Source organism: Pseudomonas sp. BN415, assembly GCF_029871195.1.
GTDB lineage: Bacteria > Pseudomonadota > Gammaproteobacteria > Pseudomonadales > Pseudomonadaceae > Metapseudomonas > Metapseudomonas resinovorans.
In genome coordinates this window covers 46,113-64,614 of sequence record NZ_SSOK01000070.1, presented here as the reverse complement: position 1 = coordinate 64,614, position 18,502 = coordinate 46,113, and the positions used below count along the sequence as shown (strand labels likewise).

Annotated in this window: 12 protein-coding genes; 10 read left to right on the top strand and 2 right to left on the bottom strand. The window is 66.1% G+C overall.

Going from position 1 to position 18,502, the window contains the following annotated elements:
• Positions 1-155 precede the first annotated feature (155 nt).
• On the top strand, positions 156-683 hold the full coding sequence (locus E8F20_RS26745; RefSeq protein ID WP_280286443.1) for a response regulator: 528 nt from the start codon (positions 156-158) through the stop codon (positions 681-683).
• A 275-nt stretch (positions 684-958) separates the two neighbouring features.
• On the opposite strand, the gene E8F20_RS26740 is transcribed toward E8F20_RS26745, so the two are convergent.
• Both E8F20_RS26740 and gspG read right to left on the bottom strand, forming a co-directional pair.
• On the bottom strand, positions 959-2,149 hold the full coding sequence (locus tag E8F20_RS26740) for a type II secretion system F family protein (RefSeq protein WP_280286442.1): 1,191 nt from the start codon (positions 2,147-2,149) through the stop codon (positions 959-961).
• Positions 2,150-2,154: 5 nt separating this feature from the next.
• Positions 2,155-2,577 carry a type II secretion system major pseudopilin GspG gene (gene gspG / locus E8F20_RS26735; protein WP_137823254.1) on the bottom strand — a complete coding sequence of 141 codons (423 nt, stop codon included), beginning with the start codon at positions 2,575-2,577 and terminating at the stop codon, positions 2,155-2,157.
• A 165-nt stretch (positions 2,578-2,742) separates the two neighbouring features.
• Between gspG and E8F20_RS26730 the strand changes: the two genes are divergently transcribed.
• From E8F20_RS26730 to E8F20_RS26690, 9 genes are all read left to right on the top strand, one after another.
• Positions 2,743-3,363 carry a lytic transglycosylase domain-containing protein gene (locus tag E8F20_RS26730; RefSeq protein ID WP_280286441.1) on the top strand — a complete coding sequence of 207 codons (621 nt, stop codon included), beginning with the start codon at positions 2,743-2,745 and terminating at the stop codon, positions 3,361-3,363.
• A 435-nt stretch (positions 3,364-3,798) separates the two neighbouring features.
• Complete coding sequence (mnxG, locus tag E8F20_RS26725; protein ID WP_280286440.1) at positions 3,799-9,609, top strand: manganese-oxidizing multicopper oxidase MnxG; 5,811 nt, start codon at positions 3,799-3,801, stop codon at positions 9,607-9,609.
• A 510-nt stretch (positions 9,610-10,119) separates the two neighbouring features.
• Entirely contained in the window at positions 10,120-12,030 is a 1,911-nt protein-coding gene (locus E8F20_RS26720) for a cytochrome D1 domain-containing protein (protein ID WP_280286439.1), read from the top strand.
• Positions 12,031-12,041: 11 nt separating this feature from the next.
• Entirely contained in the window at positions 12,042-12,731 is a 690-nt protein-coding gene (locus E8F20_RS26715; RefSeq protein ID WP_280286438.1) for an SCO family protein, read from the top strand.
• Positions 12,728-13,366 carry an SCO family protein gene (locus E8F20_RS26710; protein ID WP_280286437.1) on the top strand — a complete coding sequence of 213 codons (639 nt, stop codon included), beginning with the start codon at positions 12,728-12,730 and terminating at the stop codon, positions 13,364-13,366. The genes E8F20_RS26715 and E8F20_RS26710 overlap by 4 nt, the downstream gene beginning before the upstream one ends.
• Before the next feature lie 10 nt (positions 13,367-13,376).
• Positions 13,377-14,936 carry an ABC transporter substrate-binding protein gene (locus E8F20_RS26705; protein ID WP_280286436.1) on the top strand — a complete coding sequence of 520 codons (1,560 nt, stop codon included), beginning with the start codon at positions 13,377-13,379 and terminating at the stop codon, positions 14,934-14,936.
• Positions 14,937-14,939: 3 nt separating this feature from the next.
• Positions 14,940-15,575: a SurA N-terminal domain-containing protein gene (locus tag E8F20_RS26700; RefSeq protein ID WP_280286435.1), complete on the top strand. Its 636-nt coding sequence runs from the start codon at positions 14,940-14,942 to the stop codon at positions 15,573-15,575.
• A gap of 520 nt (positions 15,576-16,095) precedes the next feature.
• On the top strand, positions 16,096-17,730 hold the full coding sequence (locus E8F20_RS26695) for a GspE/PulE family protein (RefSeq protein WP_280286517.1): 1,635 nt from the start codon (positions 16,096-16,098) through the stop codon (positions 17,728-17,730).
• Complete coding sequence (locus tag E8F20_RS26690) at positions 17,711-18,502, top strand: hypothetical protein (RefSeq protein ID WP_280286434.1); 792 nt, start codon at positions 17,711-17,713, stop codon at positions 18,500-18,502. The genes E8F20_RS26695 and E8F20_RS26690 overlap by 20 nt, the downstream gene beginning before the upstream one ends.

The following is an 18,502-nucleotide window of genomic DNA, read 5'->3' as shown; positions in this document are numbered from 1 at the left end:
CGGGGGAATGAGATCTGGTGAAACTTCCTGGCCATTCTAGGCTCTACGAATCATCGGCCCGGTCGGGTCGATGCAGCCTTGGCTCGGAACGTGCAAGGATGCAATCAGCGGTCAGCCTGGCCGCCGTCCGATCTCCTGACAGGGGAGCAGCCGCAGTGTCGAAGAAAGTACTGATAGTCGACGACGAAGAAATCCTCGCCGGGAACTTCCAGACCTACCTGGAAATGCTTGGTTGTGAAGTGCAAACCGCCACCAGCGGGGCCATCGCTCTGGAGGTCGTGGTGAACTTCAAGCCCGACCTGCTGGTGCTCGACTATCGTTTGCCGGACATGACCGGCTTCGACGTGTTCGATGCCTTGCGCACCTTGCACAGTTGCGAAGCCGTGTTGATGACCGCGCACCCCAGCATCGAAGTGTGCAACCGCGCCATCGAGCGCAACATCGACATCATCCTCCTCAAGCCCTTCCCCCTGCATGAGCTGGGCAACGTGGTGCTCCATGGCCTGCCTGGTGGCGCCCTCCGCGAGTCGTCGGCCGAGCAGCCAGCCCAGGCTGATCGTCGCCGTGGCGGTGAGGTGAATTTCCCGCTGAAACTCTACGACGGCGCCTGGGTGCTCTCCGACCGCCGCCGCCCTGCGGCAAGCTCCGACGAACCTCTGAAGCAGGCCAAGAAAGGCGCGTGACGTCGCCGGATCGAAAAACGCGCAGGCATCGACCTGCGCTTTTTCTTTACAGGGCGAAAAGTTGACAGATCGACCGACGAGGTCGGCCGGGATTAGTGTCCGGGCTGTGGATCACCAACCGGACACGAGGACTGCCCCATGCTCTCGCTCGAACTCTTGCTGGAACACCAGACCCTCAGTTTTGCCGTGGCCATGGCCATGAGTGGCCTTGCCTGGCTCGCCTATGGTCATGCCTGAAACGACGTCGCGTAGCCGCAACGTGGGAGGGAATGTCCCTACTGAATGCTCGACGCCAGCTCGAAGATCGGGATGTACATCAGGATCACGATCACCCCGATGATCAGGCCGATGAAGGTCATCAGCAGCGGCTCGAACAGGCGCACGAACCATTCGATCCAGCGGCTGGTTTCCTCGTCATGGAAGTCGGCCGTGCGTTCCATCATCTCGCCAAGGTTGCCGGATTGTTCACCCGCCCTGAGCATGCGCAGCGACACCGGCGTCGCCAGCCCATGCTCCTCCAGTGCGCGGGAGAGCGCCTGGCCTTCGCGGATTCGTGTGGCGGCCTGGTCCAGTCGCGGGCGTGAGGCGGCACCGAGCAGCCCACGGACCATGGCGATGGCGGTGAGAATGGGAATCCCGCCCTGCAGCAGGATGCCCAGGGACCGGTAGAAGCGCGCCAGCTCATAGATCCGGATGCGCTCGCGAATCGTCGGCAAGCGTTCGACCTGGCGTCCCAGCGCACGCCGCACGCTCTCCTGGCGCAGCAGCAGGACCAGCGCCACCAGCGTCAGCGCGGCGCAGCCGAAGACTTCCGTCTGGTGCGAATGGAGAAACAGCCCGCTGTGCAGCAGCACGCGGGACAACCAGGGCAGGTTCGAACCCAGCCCCTCGAACACCAGGCTGAAACGCGGCACCACGTAGCCCACCAGGAACAGCAACACCCCGCAGCCGACCATGAACAGCAGCACCGGGTACACCGACGCGCTGATGATCTTCTGCCGCACCTCGTCCATCCGCGTACGGTAGGCCACATAGCGGCCTAGGGCATCGCCCACCGCGCCGGTCTTCTCGCTGGACTGCACCAGCGCCACGTAGAGCGCGGGGAATATCGCGGGGAATTGCGCCAGCGCCTGCGACAGCGACTTGCCCTCGTAGAGCAGCCGCACCAGGCCACCCAGCACCTTGCGCGCCTGCGGGTCGGCTTCTTTCTCAGTCAGGCTTTCCAGGGCATCGATCAGTGCCAGCCCGGCATTCAGCAGCGTGGTCAGCTCCTGGCTGAACAGCAGCAGCGGGAAGCCTTCGCGCCGCCGCCAGCTTCGCAGCGACCAGCCACGCTCGGGCTGCAGGGCGAGCACCCGCAGCCCTTGGGCTTCGACCTGGCGGCGGGCGTCATCCTGGCTCGCCGCCTCTACCACCAGCGCGACCACCCCGGCCTGGGCGCGAACCGCTTTTATCTGAAAGCGCATGACGGTCACTGCCAACTGGTGACTTCGGCGTTCTCGCCGTCACCGCCGGGCTGGCCGTCCTTGCCCAAGGTGAGCAGCTCGAAATCGCCGTTCTCGCCGGGGGAGCGGTAGACATAGGCGCGACCCCAGGGGTCCTCGGGGACTTCCTTCTGCAAGTAGGGGCCGGCCCAGCGCGGTTCGTCGGAGGGGGCGCTCACCAGCGCCGTCAGGCCCTGCTCGGTGCTGGGATAGCGTCCCACCTCAAGACGGTAGATATCCAGGGCCTTCACCAACCCCTCGATCTGTGCGCGGGCCACTTTGGTTTCGGAGCGGCCCAGCTGATTGAAATACTTGGGTGCCACAATGCCGGCCAACAAGCCGAGCACCACCAGCACCACCAGGAGTTCAAGGAGGGTGAAACCCTGTTCGGGTCGACGATGCATCTTCATGGGAGCCTCCGCTGCCGGTCACTGCAGAGGGCTATGCAAGAGCTGTGCACGACGAGCGGGCGAGGGGGGCGACACATCGCCGGTCGGATTATCCGGCACGTGCTTTGCTGACGGTACAGCACCGTACAACCCGAAGGGGATTGGCCCTCACAGGGGAGAAAAACGATGAAAGTGCCCGCCCTGGTGCTGTTCAGCATCTTTGCGACCACCGCTGTCGAGTCCCGTGCCGATATCTACCAGGTGGTTTCCGCCAATGGCGCCATCATGCTCACCAACATCCACCGAACCGACCGCAAACTGGTTCGCGTGGCCCGTGAGAGGCCTGTGCAGGCCAAGGCGCCTGGCGTGGTCAAACCGGTACGCAAGGGGCCACTCAAGGCGCCGCGCTACTCACTGATCGTGGCCCAGGCGGCCTTCGAATACGACCTGCCGGCGGAGCTGCTGCACGCCGTGATCACGACCGAATCCAACTACGACCCCACGGCTGTTTCGCCCAAGGGCGCGGCTGGCCTGATGCAGCTGATGCCCGGCACCGCGCGGGATCTGGGCGTGCACGACGTATTCGACCCGACGGCGAATGTCCGGGGTGGCGCGCGCTACCTCAAGCGCATGATGAAGCTGTTCGGCAATGACCTCTCCCTGGCCCTGGCGGCCTACAACGCGGGTCCCGGCGCGGTGCTCGCCTACGACCGCGCCATTCCTCCCTACCCGGAAACCCAGCGCTATGTCCCCAGCGTCCTGAAGCATTACAAGCGCCTCCAGGCCGACGCAAAACGACCCCGCTAGTGGGGAATTTCCCCAGATGCGGGGGCGTTTTTTTCGTGAATTCATTCGCGCCTCGCTGGGAAGGGGCCGCTCGCAGGGTTGGCTTCAGCCCACCAACGGCAGCCAGTGCGTAACGGGATAACGGTCTTTCATCCACCCTCGCTCCCCGGCTGGACGCTGCCCGGTGGACGGCAAATCGCCGTCCACCCCCTACGTCCGTTACGCGGTCCCTCGCGCATGAGTGCTCTCCTACAGGGTTCGGCGTTTCCCGCCCGCTTGCCGCCCCCAGAAAACCGGGGAATTGGGTGGGAATCGGGTGGGGAAAATGCTGGCCATTTCTTGGTTTTTCATCATAAGTAATTGAATTATTGAAGTTTTCTGTGATGGCACAGGCATTGCTGGGACCGTCCTGCCCTCTATTTGGCATCCATGCACCTGATACCGAGGTCAGCCAAGATGAACCGGACTAACCCTTCGAGCCGTGCAATTCCCCTCCGCTTAGGTGCCCAGGGGGCATTTCTATATCTGGGCAGCGTTCTGCTGTTGCTGGGCGCTGCCCTTGGCGGCGAAGACGCCGCGGCGGCGGTCCGTTGTGAGCGCAACATCGTGGCCAACGTCGTGGCCCTCGATCAGCCGCTGATGTTCAATCGCCTCGGTGCGCAGAACATCAACGGCATGATGTTCGCCCTGCGCCGCGATGTGGTGGACAAGAATGAAACGCCGCTCACCCAGGGGGGCTCGGCAGTGCCTGGCGAAGTGGCGCTGCGTCCGGACAAGCGCCCGCGTCCGCTGGTATTGCGCGTCGCCGCCGGTGATTGCCTGACCATCAACCTGCAGAACCTGCTGGCCCACCAGGCCAACCCCAACAACCCGGACGATCCGCTGTTCAAGAAGGACGAACAGGTCGCCGACCGCCATGTCGGTTTCCAGGTCAACGGGATGCAGGCGGTCAACGACATCGGTGACATCGCCACCAACGCCGGCCGTAACCAGAACACCCTGATCCCGCCCGGCGGCAGCCGCAGCTACACCCTTTACGCCGAGCGTGAGGGCGCCTTCGCCGCCAGCAGCTACGGCGCTACCTTCGGTGGTGAAGGTACGGGCGGCAACACCGCCAACGGCCTGTTCGGCCAGGTGGTGGTGCTGCCCAAGGGTGCGCGCACCTACCGCAACGTGGTCACGGAAGAGGAGATGCGCCTGGCCACCACCGGCCGTACTCCGGCCGGACAGCCGATCATCGACTACGAAGCGCGCTACCCGCAGGAGGCTCCCTGGAACGAGGAAGGCAAGGCCGGGCTGCCGGTGATCGCCATGATGGACAACGGCGAGATCATCTCCAGCGACACCGATGCCGTGGTCATGGGCCCCAACCCCGACGGCACCTTCCCGCAGAACACCTACCCGCTGGAAAGCTACGGCAAGCGCAATCCGGCGCTGCCCAACCGGCTGGAGCCCTTCCGTGACTTCTCCTCGGTTTTCCATGACGAGAACGCCGTCGCCCAGGCCTTTCCCGGCTACTGGAACGACCCGGTATTCGGTCATGTGCTGGAGCCGACCCGCGACTCCTTCATGATCAACTACGGCGCCGGTGGTATCGGCGCCGAAGTGGTGGCCAACCGTCTCGGCGTTGGTCCCATGCACGACTGCCTGTCCTGCGCCTACGAGGAGTTCTTCCTCAGCGCCTCGACGGTGGGTGACATCGCCATGCAGGTGGACGTGCCGGCCAACGTCGGCCTGGAAAGCATCCTGCCCGGCCAGGTGCCGCCGGAAGGCACCACCGGGGTCAAGGCGACCATGGCCCTGTTCCCCTCCGAGCCGTCCAACGTGGCCCACAGTTACATCGGCGATGCCGTGCGCTTTCGCAACACCCACAACGGCTACGAGCAGCATGTTTTCCACCTGCATGGCCACCAGTGGTTGTTCAACCCGAATGACGACAACTCCGACTACATCGATGCCCAGGGCATAGGCCCGGGCTCGGGCTACACCTACGAAATCGCCAATGGCGGTTCCGGCAACCGTAACCGTACCTCCGGCGACGCCATCTACCACTGCCACTTCTATCCGCATTTCGCCCAGGGCATGTGGGCCATGTGGCGCATTCACGATGTGTTCGAGGAAGGCACCCGCCTGGAGGTGTCCGAAGAGGGCGACGACGGCTTCCACGAGAAAGCCTTCGAACTGCGCAGTGGCCTGCCTGCCCAAGGCGCCCGCGCCCTGCCGGATGGCGAAATCATCGCCGGCACGCCGATTCCCGCCGTCGTCCCGCTGCCAGGCAAGGCCCTGCCGCCCATGCCGGGCAAGGTGGCCGTGGTACCCAAGTACGGCGACGAGCTGGTTGCCGATCACGACGATGACGACGAGCACGAAGAGGGTGACGACGACTCCGGTCACGAACCCGAACTCAAACCGGTGGGCTCCGTGGCCCTGGTGGACCGCAGCGAAGCCAACCGCAACGCCGACGGGACCCTGAAGAACCCCGGCTTCCCGTTCTGGATCGGCGGCATCGAGAATACCGTCGGCCAGCGTCTGTCGACCCCGCCGCTGGATATGCTGGATGCCGCCAAGGCCCAGGCCTTGAAGGATTCCGGCAATCCGCTGTGGGCCAATATCGACCCGGCCCAGTCCGGTGGCTGGGACGGCGGCCTGCCTCGGCATACCCTGGATGGCGTGGCCGCTGGCGGTGAGGCCGAAGTGGTCACCAGCGCCCTGGACTTCTCCAAGGTGGTCCATCGCGCCAAGGCCGTTTTCCTCCCGGAAGAGGGCACCGACGTCGAGCAATCGGCCATGGCCTTCCATGCCAAACCCAGCCACCCGAGCTTCGCCGTGTTGCCAGGCGGTGCCGTGCAGCCGAAGGACTTCCGCACCAATGGCAGCCTGCCGGTAGCCGGCGCTCCTTATAACGAGCCGTGCATGGACGACACCGGCAAGCGCCTGATCCAGGCCTCCGCGGTTGGTCGCTACAACAGTGGCGACTCCCTCAACGGCCAGTCTTTCACCGGTAGCTCGGCGTTCACCGCCGACCGCCCGCGCGTCTACAAGGGCGCCAACATCCAGTTCGATGCGGTGTTCAACAAGGTCGGCTACCACTTCCCGCAGACCCGCATCCTCGCCCTCTGGGAAGACGCCTGGCCGGTGATCAACAAGCAGCAGCCGCCGGAGCCGCTGGTGATGCGGATGAACACCTTCGACTGCACCATGTACCAGCACACCAACCTGATTCCGGCGGTGTACGAGCTGGACGACTACCAGGTGCGCACCCCCACCGACATCGTTGGCCAGCATATCCACCTGCCGAAGTGGGACCTGACCTCGTCCGATGGCTCGGCCAATGGCTGGAACTACGAGGACGGCACCCTTTCGCCGGCCAGCGTGGTGGAACGCATCCATGCCATCCGTGAGTACAACCTCTGCACCGAAGGCGACGCCCGTGACGGCACCCTGGAATGTCCGGTCGCCAGGCAGCACCCGTACTTCGGGCAGTTCGGCCGTGCTGACTGGCTGGGTGCCCGCACGACCCTGCAGCGCTGGTTCGCCGATCCGCTGATCAACACCTACAACGTCGACCGTGGCCTGGGGAACATCTTCACCCACGACCACTTCGGCCCGTCCACCCACCAGCAGATCGGTCTCTACGCCACAGTGCTCACCGAACCGGCAGGCTCCAGCTGGTACCACGGCGAAACCGGCCAGCCGCTCTACAGTGGCGCCCGCCAGGACGGCGGCCCAACCTCCTGGCAAGCGGTGATCGCCACCGGTGACCTGGACGGCGACGGCAAGAACGACAGCTTCCGTGAGTTCTTCATGGAGTACAGCGACTTCCAGCATGCTTATGAGGCAGGGGTTTACGTGGGGGCCGGGCCTGACGGCATCCCGGATGCCGGCGCCTACCCGACCTCCATGGACAGCTTCCGCTACGCCATCAACCCGCCCGTGCGTCAGTCCGGTTCGAACCTCTTCGAGTCGGTACGCGAGGTTGCCAGTGGCCAGCTCCCCGGCTGTCCGAGCCGGCCTTGCCCGCAGGCCATCTCGGTGGATGACCCTGGCATGTTCGTCGTGAACTACCGCAATGAGCCTGTGGGACTGCGCATCTTCGACCCCAACAAGGTGGCCCCGGACGGCAAGCCCGGCATGCAGGCCGATGGCCTGGCGGGCGATCTCGCCTATGCCCTGCAGACCCGTACCGATCGCGCCATTCCCGCGCTGAACCTGGCACCCAGTGCCATCAGCTCGGCCACCGGCCCCACCGGTGCCAGCACGACCTTCCCGCCGCACATCAACGTGGCCGGCGACCTGCCGGGCGACCCCTTCACTCCACTGCTGCGGGCGTACTCCGGCGATAACGTGCGGCTGCGCATGCACGCCGGCGGCCATGAGGAAGAGCACAACGTCACCCTGCACGGCGTGAAGTGGCTGCACTCGGGCACCGGCTTCGGCAGCAGCGGCAACTCCGGCTGGAAGGCCTCGCAGATGGTCGGTATTTCCGAGCAGTTCGGCTTCGTTGCCCCGGTGACCATGATGTCCGGCAACGTCACCTTTGATGCCGCGGACTACCTCTACAACATGGACGCTTCCATCGAGGGTTACTGGAACGGCATCTGGGGTGTGATGCGCAATTACACCCAGCCGCGCGCCGACCTGTTCGCCCTGCCCAACAACCCGCGTCCGGTGTCGTCGCGCAACACCACCCAGTTCGACGGGGTGTGCCCGCGCACCAGCCCCAACCCGAGCGGCATCGGCACCCGCAGCACCGTGCAGCGCAACTATGAGATTGTCGCCGTGCTGGCCAACGACGTGCTCGGCAACCCCCTGGGCTTGACCATTGGCGATCCGGCCGGCGCGGGCATGCATGCTGGCGGCCCGCTGAACCCGCAGGGTGGCACCCTGGTGTTCAACTCGCGGCCGGTGACCATCCCGCAGGCCACGGTGGTGGACGAAGAAGACGGCGAGGTGTTCACCATCGGCGGGCAGAGCGGCCCGCTGCATGACCCGACCGCCATCCTCTACGTACGCAAGGCCGACCTGGACCCGCTCACCGGCAAGCTGAAGCCCGGCGTTCCCGTAGAGCCGCTGGTGCTGCGTGCCGCCGCTGGCGACTGTGTGAACATCACATTGGAAAACCGCCTGCCGCTGGTCATGCCCGACCTGCCGACCTACGCGGTGATGCAGGGCCTGGTCAAACGCGACCGTAACAGCGCCCAGGGCTCCACCACCTTCAACAACAACATGATGCGGCCCTCCAGCCACGTCGGCCTGCACACCCAGTTGCTGGCCTACGACATCACCAAGGCCGACGGCTTCAACGTCGGCATCAACCCGGTGCAGACCGTCGAGCCGCGCAGCGCGGCAGGTGGTGCCTGGCCGTCGAAGAGCTACAAGTTCTACGTCGGTCACCTGGAGCGGGAAGGCAAGCCGGTGACCCAACTCGGCCGTAGCGTCGACAACATCACGGCCACCCCGGTGGAGTTCGGCGGTTTCAACCTGCTGCCGGCCGACCCGGTCAAGCAAGGCCAGAAAGGCTTGGCCGGCGCCATGAGCATCGCACCCCTGGGCGCTACCTGGACCGAGGATGCCGGCATGCGCGCCGCCGCCACTGTGACCCCGCTGTCCGGCACGGCGTACCGCGACTTCTCTCTGGTGCTGCACAAGTCGCTGAACTTGCGCTGGGCCGATGGCCGGCCGGTGGAAAACATGGCCTCCGAGGGCTTCGGCATCCCGGCCGATCCCAAGGACAACTCCGGCATGGCCGTGAACTACAAGAGCGAGCCCTTGTGGTACCGCTTCGCCAAGGCCCCGGACGCGCCCTTCGGCCACGCCCAGGGGCAGGGCTGGGGGGACGTGCCCAATGCCCACATGGCCTACAGCAACGAACTGGTGGGAGGCGACCCGCAGACCCCGATCATGAAGGTCAAGCCCGGCCAGCCGTTCCGCACCCATGTGACCATGCCGTCTGGGGGCAGCCGTGGCATGACCTTCCAGCTGGACGGCCATGTCTGGGCGTTCAACCCCTTCCTGTCCGAGAAGCTGGATGTCTGGGGCTATCCGCTGAAGAACGCGGGAATCGGCTCGCTGCGCTTTGGCATCAACCCGGCGGCGCTCTACATCGGCGCCCAGGAGAGCGTGCTGCCGGCGGCGCACTTCAGCCTGTCGATTCCCAGTGCCGGGGGCGCCAATGCGGTACCGGGCGACTACCTGTACCGGGACTACGCCGCCTTCGGCAACGTCGGCGGGGTCTGGGGGCTGTTGCGGGTGACCAACGAGCAGTAGGGCACAGGATGGCGTTGAGCGCGGCGAAACCCCGGCGATGGGTTTCGTGCCTCAACCCATCCTACGGTGGGCAGATTCGTAGGATGGTGTGGAGCGAAGCGATACCCATCGATCGGGACCGACCGTGACGCTGAAAGTCGCAGGCGAGGATTGGCCTGCGATTTTCTTTTTCCGGGATGGCTCACCAGGCAGGACTGCGTCCTGCATCGCGAATGAATTCGCCCCCACAAGGAACGAGCCCACCTGGGGCAGCTTCGTAGGAGGGGTAGAGGTACGAAACCCATCGATCGGGACCGACTGTGACACTGAAAATCGCAGGCGAGGTTTGGCCTACGAAGTTCTTTTTCCGGGCTCCGCCGGGTCACCCCCAAAAAAGGGGAATGGGTGGGGGAAATTCGCCTGATCGGCCCGTCACCTGTCGCAACCCATTGAATCCACAGCCCTACCGCGCCTGGCACAGGCATTGCTCCCACATCAGGGCGAGGTCCAGACGAAGGGGAAGGACGCCAGATGAAAGCCCTGTACAAAGCTTCCAGACTGCTGTTGTTCACCGGCCTGTGGGTCGTCCAGGCGCTTGCGGCAGACGCGCCTGCCGGCGTTTCCGAGCGCCTCGTGCGCGACGGCGTCGCCATCGAGTTCGAGGCCCGGCCGCTGGGCAGCGATGGCGTGCTCACCGAAGGGATGTTCGCCGATATCCGCCTGCGCCTCACCGACGCCACCACCGGCCAGCCGCTGGCCGGACAGGTGCCGGGGGCCTGGCTCGACCAGGCACTGCCGCAAGGCCAGGCCGACCAGTGCAAGGTGCGCATCGGCACCTACCTCAAGGGTGTGCTCAGCGCCCGTGCGATGGTCGACCTGAACAGCTACTACCTGGTGGTGATGAACAAAGACTCCGCCCTCACCGTGATCGACCCGGTGACCTCGGTAGGCGGCATCACCAGCACCCTCACCCGCGTTGCCCTGAAGCGACCGCCCATGGACTGGGCCGCCAGCGCCGACGACCGCCTGCTCTACGTTTCCATGCCCAGTGCCGGTGAAGTGGCGGTGGTGGACACCGCCGAGTTCAAGGTACTGGCAAGCCTGCCCGCCGGTCCTGAGCCGGTGCGCGTGGCCCTGCAGCCCGATGGCCGCTACCTCTGGGTTGGCAACAATGCCCGGCGGGGGGAGAAGGGCGGCGTCACGGTGATCGACACCCAGACCCGCAAGACCGTGGCGACCCTGGCGACCGGCGATGGCCATCATGAAATCGCCTTCAGCGCCGATTCGCGTCATGCCTTCGTCAGCAGTCGCGAATCCGGCCGGGTGACCGTGGTGGATATCGCCAGCCTGAAGCGGGTAAAGGACATCGAGACCGGCCCAAGCCCGTTGTCCCTGGCCCTGTCGGCCCTTTCCGGCGCGCTCTACGTCAGCGATGGCCAGGCGGGCACCATCACCGTGATCGACGCCCACAGCCTCAAGGTGCGCAAGGTGATCGACGCCGGCCATGGGCTTGGGCCGCTGCGCTTCACCCAGGACGGCCGCTTCGGCCTGGCCCTGAACAGCCTCGACGACCAGGTGCTGGTGCTGGATGCCGGCAGTGACGAAATTGTCCAGCGCGCCGAGGTTACCGCCGAGCCCTACCAGCTGGTATTCACCCGCAACTACGCCTACGTGCGCGGCCTGGCGTCGCCGAAGGTGACCATGATTAACCTGGAGTCCCTGGGCAAAGGCAAGCAGATGATCGTCCAGGGCTTCGATGCCGGCCCGGCCGCGCCCAAGCTGGCCGGCGACCTGCCGCTGGCCGACAGCCTCAGCCAGGCCCGCGACGAGGGCGCGGTGTTCGTGGTCAACCCGGTGGACAACTCCACCTACTTCTACATGGAAGGCATGAACGCCCCCATGACCGGCTACCTCAACCGCGGTCACACCTCCCGTGCCGCGCGGGTGATCGATCGCAGCATGCGCGAGGTGGAGCCGGGTCTGTTCAGCACCCGGATCAAGCTGCCGGCACCGGGCAAGTTCGACCTGGCAGTGGCCATCAACCAGCCGAACGTCGCCCACTGTTTCCGCACTGAAGTGCAGCCGAACAAGGCCTTGGCCGCCCAGCGCAGCAAGCCGCGCGTGGAGTTCCTCATCGACCAGCCTCAGGTGGCTGCCGGCGCTCCGGCCAAAGCGCGCTTGCGCATCCTCCAGGGCAGCGGCGACCAGCCGAGAACCGGTATCACCGACGTGCGCGTGCGCTACTTCCTGGCCCCGGCCTCGCGCCCCCACGAAGTGGCCGCCGTGGAAGTGGGCGGGGGTATCTACGAAGCGCCGATCGAGCTGAAGACCGCCGGCGCCTATTACCTGCACGTGGGGTCGTCGTCCCTGGGCATGCCCTTCGGCTCGCAACCCTACGCCAGCCTGCGCGCCGTTGCGGACCAGGCGCGGACCAACCCGTAAAGGAGCACGTCATGAAAGCTCTGAAGTCAGGTATCGCCATCGCCCTGCTCGGGCTGGGGCTGGGCGTTCTTCCCGCGCAGGCCCACAGCCCGGAAGAACACGCCGCGCACATGGCCAGCCAGGCCGCCGACCCCCATGCCGGGCATCAGGGACACACCAGCGCCCAGCCGGGCGCCGAGGTGACCTTCGCCGATGTCCCGCTGCTGGACCAGGATGGGCGCGAGCTGCGCCTGAAGGACGACCTGGTGGGCGACCGCATCGTCGTCATGGGCTTCGTCTACACCAGCTGCACCACGGTCTGCCCGGTGATCTCGGCGATCATGCAGAAGCTGCAGAACCAGTTGGGCGAGCGCGCCGGCACCGAGGTGCAACTGATCTCCCTGAGCATCGACCCGTTGCGCGACACCCCGGAACGCCTGCACGAGTACGCCGGTCGTTTCGGCGCGGGTGATGGCTGGCGCTGGCTCACCGGCAGCAACGCAGCTGTCAGCGAAACCCTCAAGGGGCTCGGCACCTGGACGGCCAACTACGCGGAGCACCCGCCGCTGATCATGGTCGGCGACGGCCGCAGCCAGCAGTGGACCCGCTTCTATGGCTTCACCGACCCCGCTGTGCTCATGGCCCGGGTCGAAGAACTCCGCGCCGCCCGCGCACACGGTGGCCATGATCACACCGCCTTGCTCCAGGAGATCCGCCCATGAAGCGCCTGATCCCGCTCGTCCTGGCCCTGGGCCTTGCCACCGGCGCCGCCGCCCACGAAGGCCACGAGGGCCATGAAGGGCAGGGCGCCGCGCCCTCCAATGCCCCCGCCTCCCGGCCCCTGGCCGCGGGTGGCACCACGGACGCCCAGGCTTACTTCACTGACACCGTGCTGCGCGACCAGAACGGCCAGACCGTGCGCTTCTACAGCGACGTGCTTAAGGGCCGGCTGGTGATGCTCAACGTGATCTTCACCCACTGCACGGACGCCTGCCCGCTGATTACTCGCAAGCTCAAGGAGGTGCGCGAGTCCATGGGCGAGGAACTGGCCAAACAGGTCTATTTCATCTCCCTCTCCAGTGACGCCGAGAACGACACCCCTGAGGTGCTCAAGACCTTCGCCGCCAAACACGGGGTCGACTCGCCCAACTGGATCTTCCTCACTGGCGACAAGGCCGACATGGACCTGGTGCTGTCGCGCCTCGGCCAGTTGGGGGAAAGCCCGGAGGCCCATTCCACACTGCTGATCGCCGGCGACGTGCCGAACAAGCGCTGGAGCAAGATCCGCCCCGACGCGCCCGTGAATGCCATCGCCCAGCGCCTGCAGCTGATGACTATGCCCATGGCCGGGCGCTGAGGGCGCGGTCATGTGGCGAGCCCTGCTGCTGGTCACGTTGTTCATACAGGCGCCCTTGGCCGCCGGGCTGGAGCTGAGCCCCGGCGAAGCGGCCGGCCGACGCATCTACCTGGAAGGTGTGGGCTCGGCCAATGGCGAGATCAGCGCACGGGTCGGCGCCGCCGACACCCTGGTGCCGGCGGCGGTGATGCCGTGCGCCAACTGCCACGGCGCCGATGGCCGGGGCCGTCCGGAAGGCGGCGTGCGCCCGCCGGATATCACCTGGCGGCGTCTCTCCCGGCCCTACGGCCAGGTGCAGGCCAACGGCCGCAGCCACGGGCCCTACGATGAAGGTGCCCTGGAGCGCGCGGTGACGGAAGGCCGCGACCCCGCCGGGAACCGCCTCGATCCGGCCATGCCACGTTTCGTCATGTCCCTGCGTGACATGGCCAACCTCACCGCCTACCTCAAGCGCCTGGAGGACGATGATGACCCCGGCGTGCAGGACGCCGAACTGCGCCTGGGCACGCTGCTGCCCACCCAGGGGCCACTGGTCGAACTGGGCCATACCGTGGAGGCGGTGTTGCGCGGCGCCCTGGCCCGGGTCAACGAGGCCGGTGGCATCCATGGCCGGCAGCTGTCATTGGTAATACGCGACCCCGGCATGGACCGGCAGAGCACGAAACGAGCGCTTGAACAGCTGCTTGGCGAAGATCAGGTTTTCGCCCTGGTGGCGCCCCTGGTACCGGCGCTGGACGGCGACCTCGCCGAACTGACCGGCCAGGCAGGCGTGCCGCTGGTGGGGCCGCTGGCGCTGTTCGACGAAACCACCAACAACCCCCTGGTGTTCACCACCCTGCCGGGGCTGCGCGAGCAGATGTTCGCCCTGGCGGGCTACGCCACCAGCGATCTTGGCCTGCATCAGCCGGAGGCGGTCGTGGCCTATCCCGATGACGCCCGCCAGAAGGCTTTGGCCGAGGCCCTAGCCCTGCGCCTGATGGATCAGGGTTGGGCGCGTGTGCGTCTGCTGGATTATGACGCGGCGCATACGGATGCCCCGCTTGGCCACGCGGCCAAAGGCGCCCAGGGCGTGTTTTTCCTCGGCCAGTCGGAGGCATTCGCGAAACTGGCCGACCAGCTCCAGGCGGCGGACCTCTCGCCTTATCTGTTCGCGGCGTCGGCTCAGGTCGCCAGTAGCGCCCTGCGTATTCCGCAGCGTTTTTCCGGGCGGCTGTTCCTCGCCTATCCCTTCATGCCCGCGGACTGGACCCCGGAGGGGGAGGCGGCGCTGCTGGCGATCCGTCGCAGCCAGGGCTTGGGTGGCCAACACGCGGTACTGCAGGTAGGCGCCTACTGCGCGGCCGCCTTGCTCAGCGAGGGGCTCAAACGGGCGGGGCGAGAGGCCAGCCGCGAAAAGCTGGTCAGCGCCCTGGAAAGCCTGCATGGCTTCCACACCGGCCTGACCCCGGCACTGGAGTTCGGCCCCGGGCAGCGGGTGGGCCTGGCTGGCGCGCATATCGTCACGGTGGACCTGCACGGCCAGAGCTTTCGGCCGCTGGGTCGTTTCGTAAAAGTCGACACGAGGCTATAGGTCATGAAAGCAAACCCCTGGCTCGGCCTGATCATCGGCCTGCTCACGCCCCTGGCGCTGGCCGGGGAAACCGGCATCGCCGCGAGGGTCAACGGCACCGATATCAGCAATTTCCGCCTGGAGCGGCATTTCGCCGACTACCTGAAGATCCAGGGCCGCCAGGTGGGCGCCATCCGCAGCCCGAAGGCCTACAAGCGGCTCAAGCGCGAAGCGTTGCAGCAACTGATCGACAAGGAACTGCTCTGGCAGGAGGCCGGCCGCCTGGGCGTGACGGTGTCGGACGAGGAGATCGCTGGCAGCCTCGCCGAGATGAAGGCCGCTTTCCCCGACACCCAGGGCTTTTCCCGTGCCCTGGAAGAGGCCGGCTTCGACGAGTCCGGCTACCGCGATTACCTGCACCACGAGCTGGTCGCCAGCCGCGTGCTCGATGCACTGGCCGCGACAACCCCACCCGCCGAGTCGGAGGTGCAAGCGGCCTTCGAAAGCCTCAAGCCACAGCTCGACCCCGCGATGGATGAGGCCCGCGCCAAGGCCCTGGTGCGCCAGTACCTCACTGGCCAACGCATGGCCCAGGGACGCGAGTTGGCGTTGGAGAAACTGCGCGAGAAGGGCAGGGTAGAAGTACTGGTGGTGTTGTAGGGGCGAGTTCATTCGCTATGTCTGCGTTAGCTGTTGCGAGAGATCTACCAGCGGGCCAAGCCAGCTCCTACGGGCGATGCAGGTGACTACAACATGTAATGCAGACATAGCCAATTCATTCGCCAAGGTCCGCGCAACGGCCCCGTAGGGTGGACCACGTTTCACCGGTCCACCATCGGAGCCTCGATCGTGCACCGTTGGTGGATGTGAAGAGCGACATCCACGCCACGCACTGAGGGAGAGTGGAGTTGTCTCCATCCCCCACTTCTGGGGATAGCCACTGGCCAACATCGGCCATTCCCCCGGTTTTGGGGGAACCCCCGGTGGCGGGTAAACCACCCCCATTGCAAATCAGCGACTTAGAAACACCTCCAGCACAGAAAATGACTGGCACGATGCGTGCGTATGTCCAGTTGAAGGCGGATTCCGGCCATGCCGGATCGCCAGGGCCTCTGGAGGCACGACCATGGACAGCCAACTCCTTGCACAGCCGCTACTGGAGCGCTTCGACACCGAACTGATGCGCGCTGCGCGCAAGCGTTCGGTCGAGCTGGGGCATCGCCTGGTGGACGCCCTGGACGAGCTGGCCAACCTGACCCCCGATGCCTTCGCCCGGCGCCTGGGCAACACGCTGCATTACCCGGTGCTGGCCTTCGAGGACCTCAGCCGGGGTACGCCCGGCTTCGAGCGGATTCCCCTGGCGCTCGCCCTCAAGCGCGAGTTCGTGCTGCTGGAGCTGGAAGGCGAGACCCTCGCTGTGTTCGCCGACCCCTTCGACGAGTCTCGCCTGGCCTGGATCGAAGAGCAGCGCCAGGGCGCGCCGCTGTACCTGGTGCATCCCCGGGAACTGGCGGCCTTCTTCGAACGCCACGAGGAGAGCTTCCACGCCGTCGAATCCCTGCAGGCCGGTGCTGGCGCGGTGCAGGAAAGCGAAGCCCTGGAAACCCTGTCCCTGGCACGCATCAGCGAAGACTCCAGCGTGGTGGTCAAGCTGGTCAACTCCACCCTCTACGATGCCCTCAAGCTGCACGCCAGCGACATCCACCTGGGCATGACCGGTAATGGGCTGACCATCAAGTACCGCATCGACGGCGTGCTCGGCGGTTCCAGCCGGGTGCCGGGCGTGGAGCTGGCCGAGCAGGTGATCTCGCGGGTGAAGGTGATGGCCGAGCTGGATATCGGCGAGAAGCGCGTGCCGCAGGACGGCCGTTTCAAGATCGGCATCAATGGCCGGCAGATCGACTTTCGCGTGTCCATCATGCCGAGCATCTTTGGTGAGGACGCCGTGCTGCGGGTGCTGGACAAGCAAGACCTGGCCGACCAGGTCAACGGCGTTCGCCTGGAAGCCCTGGGCTTCGAGGAAGGCACCCTGCGCAGCCTGCGCCGGCTGGCCGCCGAGCCCTACGGCATGGTCCTGGTCACCGGTCCCACCGGCAGCGGCAAGACCACCACGCTGTACGCGATGATCACCGAGATCAACCACGGCGTGGACAAGATCATCACCATCGAAGACCCGGTGGAGTACCAGCTCCCCGGCGTGCTGCAGATTCCGGTGAACGAGAAGAAGGGCCTGACCTTCGCCCGTGGCCTGCGCTCCATCCTTCGGCACGACCCGGACAAGATCATGGTCGGCGAGATCCGCGACCCCGACACCGCGCAGATCGCCGTGCAGTCGGCCCTCACCGGTCACCTGGTGTTCACCACCATCCACGCCAACAACGTGTTCGACGTGATTGGTCGCTTCGCCCAGATGGAAGTGGACCCCTACAGCTTCGTCTCGGCGCTCAACGCCGTGCTGGCCCAGCGCCTGATCCGCCTGGCCTGCCCGAGCTGCGCCGAGACCGTGCAGCCGTCCGAGGAGGAGCTGCTGGCATCGGGCATCGACCCGGCCAGCGCCCACCAGTACCACTTCGTGACCAGTCCGGGTTGTGGCCGCTGCCGCGGCACCGGCTATCGCGGGCGGACCGCCATCGCCGAGTTGCTGCGTCTGGACGACGACCTGCGCCAACTGATCATCGAGCGCCAGCCCATCAGCCGTATCAAGGACCTGGCGGTCAAGCGCGGCCTGCGCCTGCTGCGCACTTCGGCCCTGGACCTGGTCCGCGAAGGTCGCACCACGCTGGAGGAGATCAACCGTGTCACCTTTGTCGCGTGAGACCTATGTCGCCGTACTAGGCCCCCACAGTGTGGGCCTTTACCGCAGCCGTGACCGACAGTGGCTCGGCAGCGCCGACTTCGACTGCGTCGGCGGCCTGGCCTGGCCGGCTGCCCTGGCGGCGCTGGAGAGCCTGTTGGTCAAGCGCAAGCCGGGGCGGGCGGCACTGCGGGTGGTGCTGTCCAGCCACTACACACGCTTCTGCCTGGTGCCCTGGAGCGAAGCCATCAACAGCCTCGACGAACTGGCCGGCTACGCGCGCCTGTGCTTCGAAGACATCTACGGCGCCCTGGACGACGGCTGGAGCCTGCGCCTGTCGCCGGAGGCCGCCGGCCGGCCGCGCCTGGCCGCCGCCATGCCGGGCGAACTGCTCACCCAGCTGCGCACCCTGGCCAAGGCCAGCGGCTTGAACCTCGCCTCGGTGCAGCCGTACCTGATGGCCGCGTTCAACCGTTTCCGCGCCGCCCTGACGCGGGATGACTTCCTCTTCCTGGTCGCCGAGCCCGGCCGCGCCAATCTGCTGTTGGTCCGTGGTGGTCGCTGGAATTCCGTGCGCTCGGTGGCGCTGGACGACAGCGATTGCGCACTGAACCACCTGATTGCCCGCGAGGGCGAAATTCAGGGCCTCGAGCAGGACGCTCCGGCCGCCTTCTTCCTGCACGCTCCGGGCCGCGCCGGCCAGATCGCCGACGGCGTCGCTTGCCTGGATGCCGACCTGCCGCAAGGGCGGGTTGGCAATCCCCTGTACGCCATGGCGATGACGGTGAACTGA

Bases quoted from the DNA above. Each gene is read 5' to 3' on its own strand.
- gspG (WP_137823254.1), bottom strand. From the start codon at position 2,577: ATGAAGATGCATCGTCGACCCGAACAGGGTTTCACCCTCCTTGAACTC.
- E8F20_RS26740 (WP_280286442.1), bottom strand. From the start codon at position 2,149: ATGCGCTTTCAGATAAAAGCGGTTCGCGCCCAGGCCGGGGTGGTCGCG.
- E8F20_RS26710 (WP_280286437.1), top strand. From the start codon at position 12,728: ATGAAGCGCCTGATCCCGCTCGTCCTGGCCCTGGGCCTTGCCACCGGC.
- E8F20_RS26700 (WP_280286435.1), top strand. From the start codon at position 14,940: ATGAAAGCAAACCCCTGGCTCGGCCTGATCATCGGCCTGCTCACGCCC.
- E8F20_RS26715 (WP_280286438.1), top strand. From the start codon at position 12,042: ATGAAAGCTCTGAAGTCAGGTATCGCCATCGCCCTGCTCGGGCTGGGG.
- E8F20_RS26720 (WP_280286439.1), top strand. From the start codon at position 10,120: ATGAAAGCCCTGTACAAAGCTTCCAGACTGCTGTTGTTCACCGGCCTG.
- E8F20_RS26730 (WP_280286441.1), top strand. From the start codon at position 2,743: ATGAAAGTGCCCGCCCTGGTGCTGTTCAGCATCTTTGCGACCACCGCT.
- E8F20_RS26705 (WP_280286436.1), top strand. From the start codon at position 13,377: ATGTGGCGAGCCCTGCTGCTGGTCACGTTGTTCATACAGGCGCCCTTG.
- E8F20_RS26695 (WP_280286517.1), top strand. From the start codon at position 16,096: ATGCGCGCTGCGCGCAAGCGTTCGGTCGAGCTGGGGCATCGCCTGGTG.
- mnxG (WP_280286440.1), top strand. From the start codon at position 3,799: ATGAACCGGACTAACCCTTCGAGCCGTGCAATTCCCCTCCGCTTAGGT.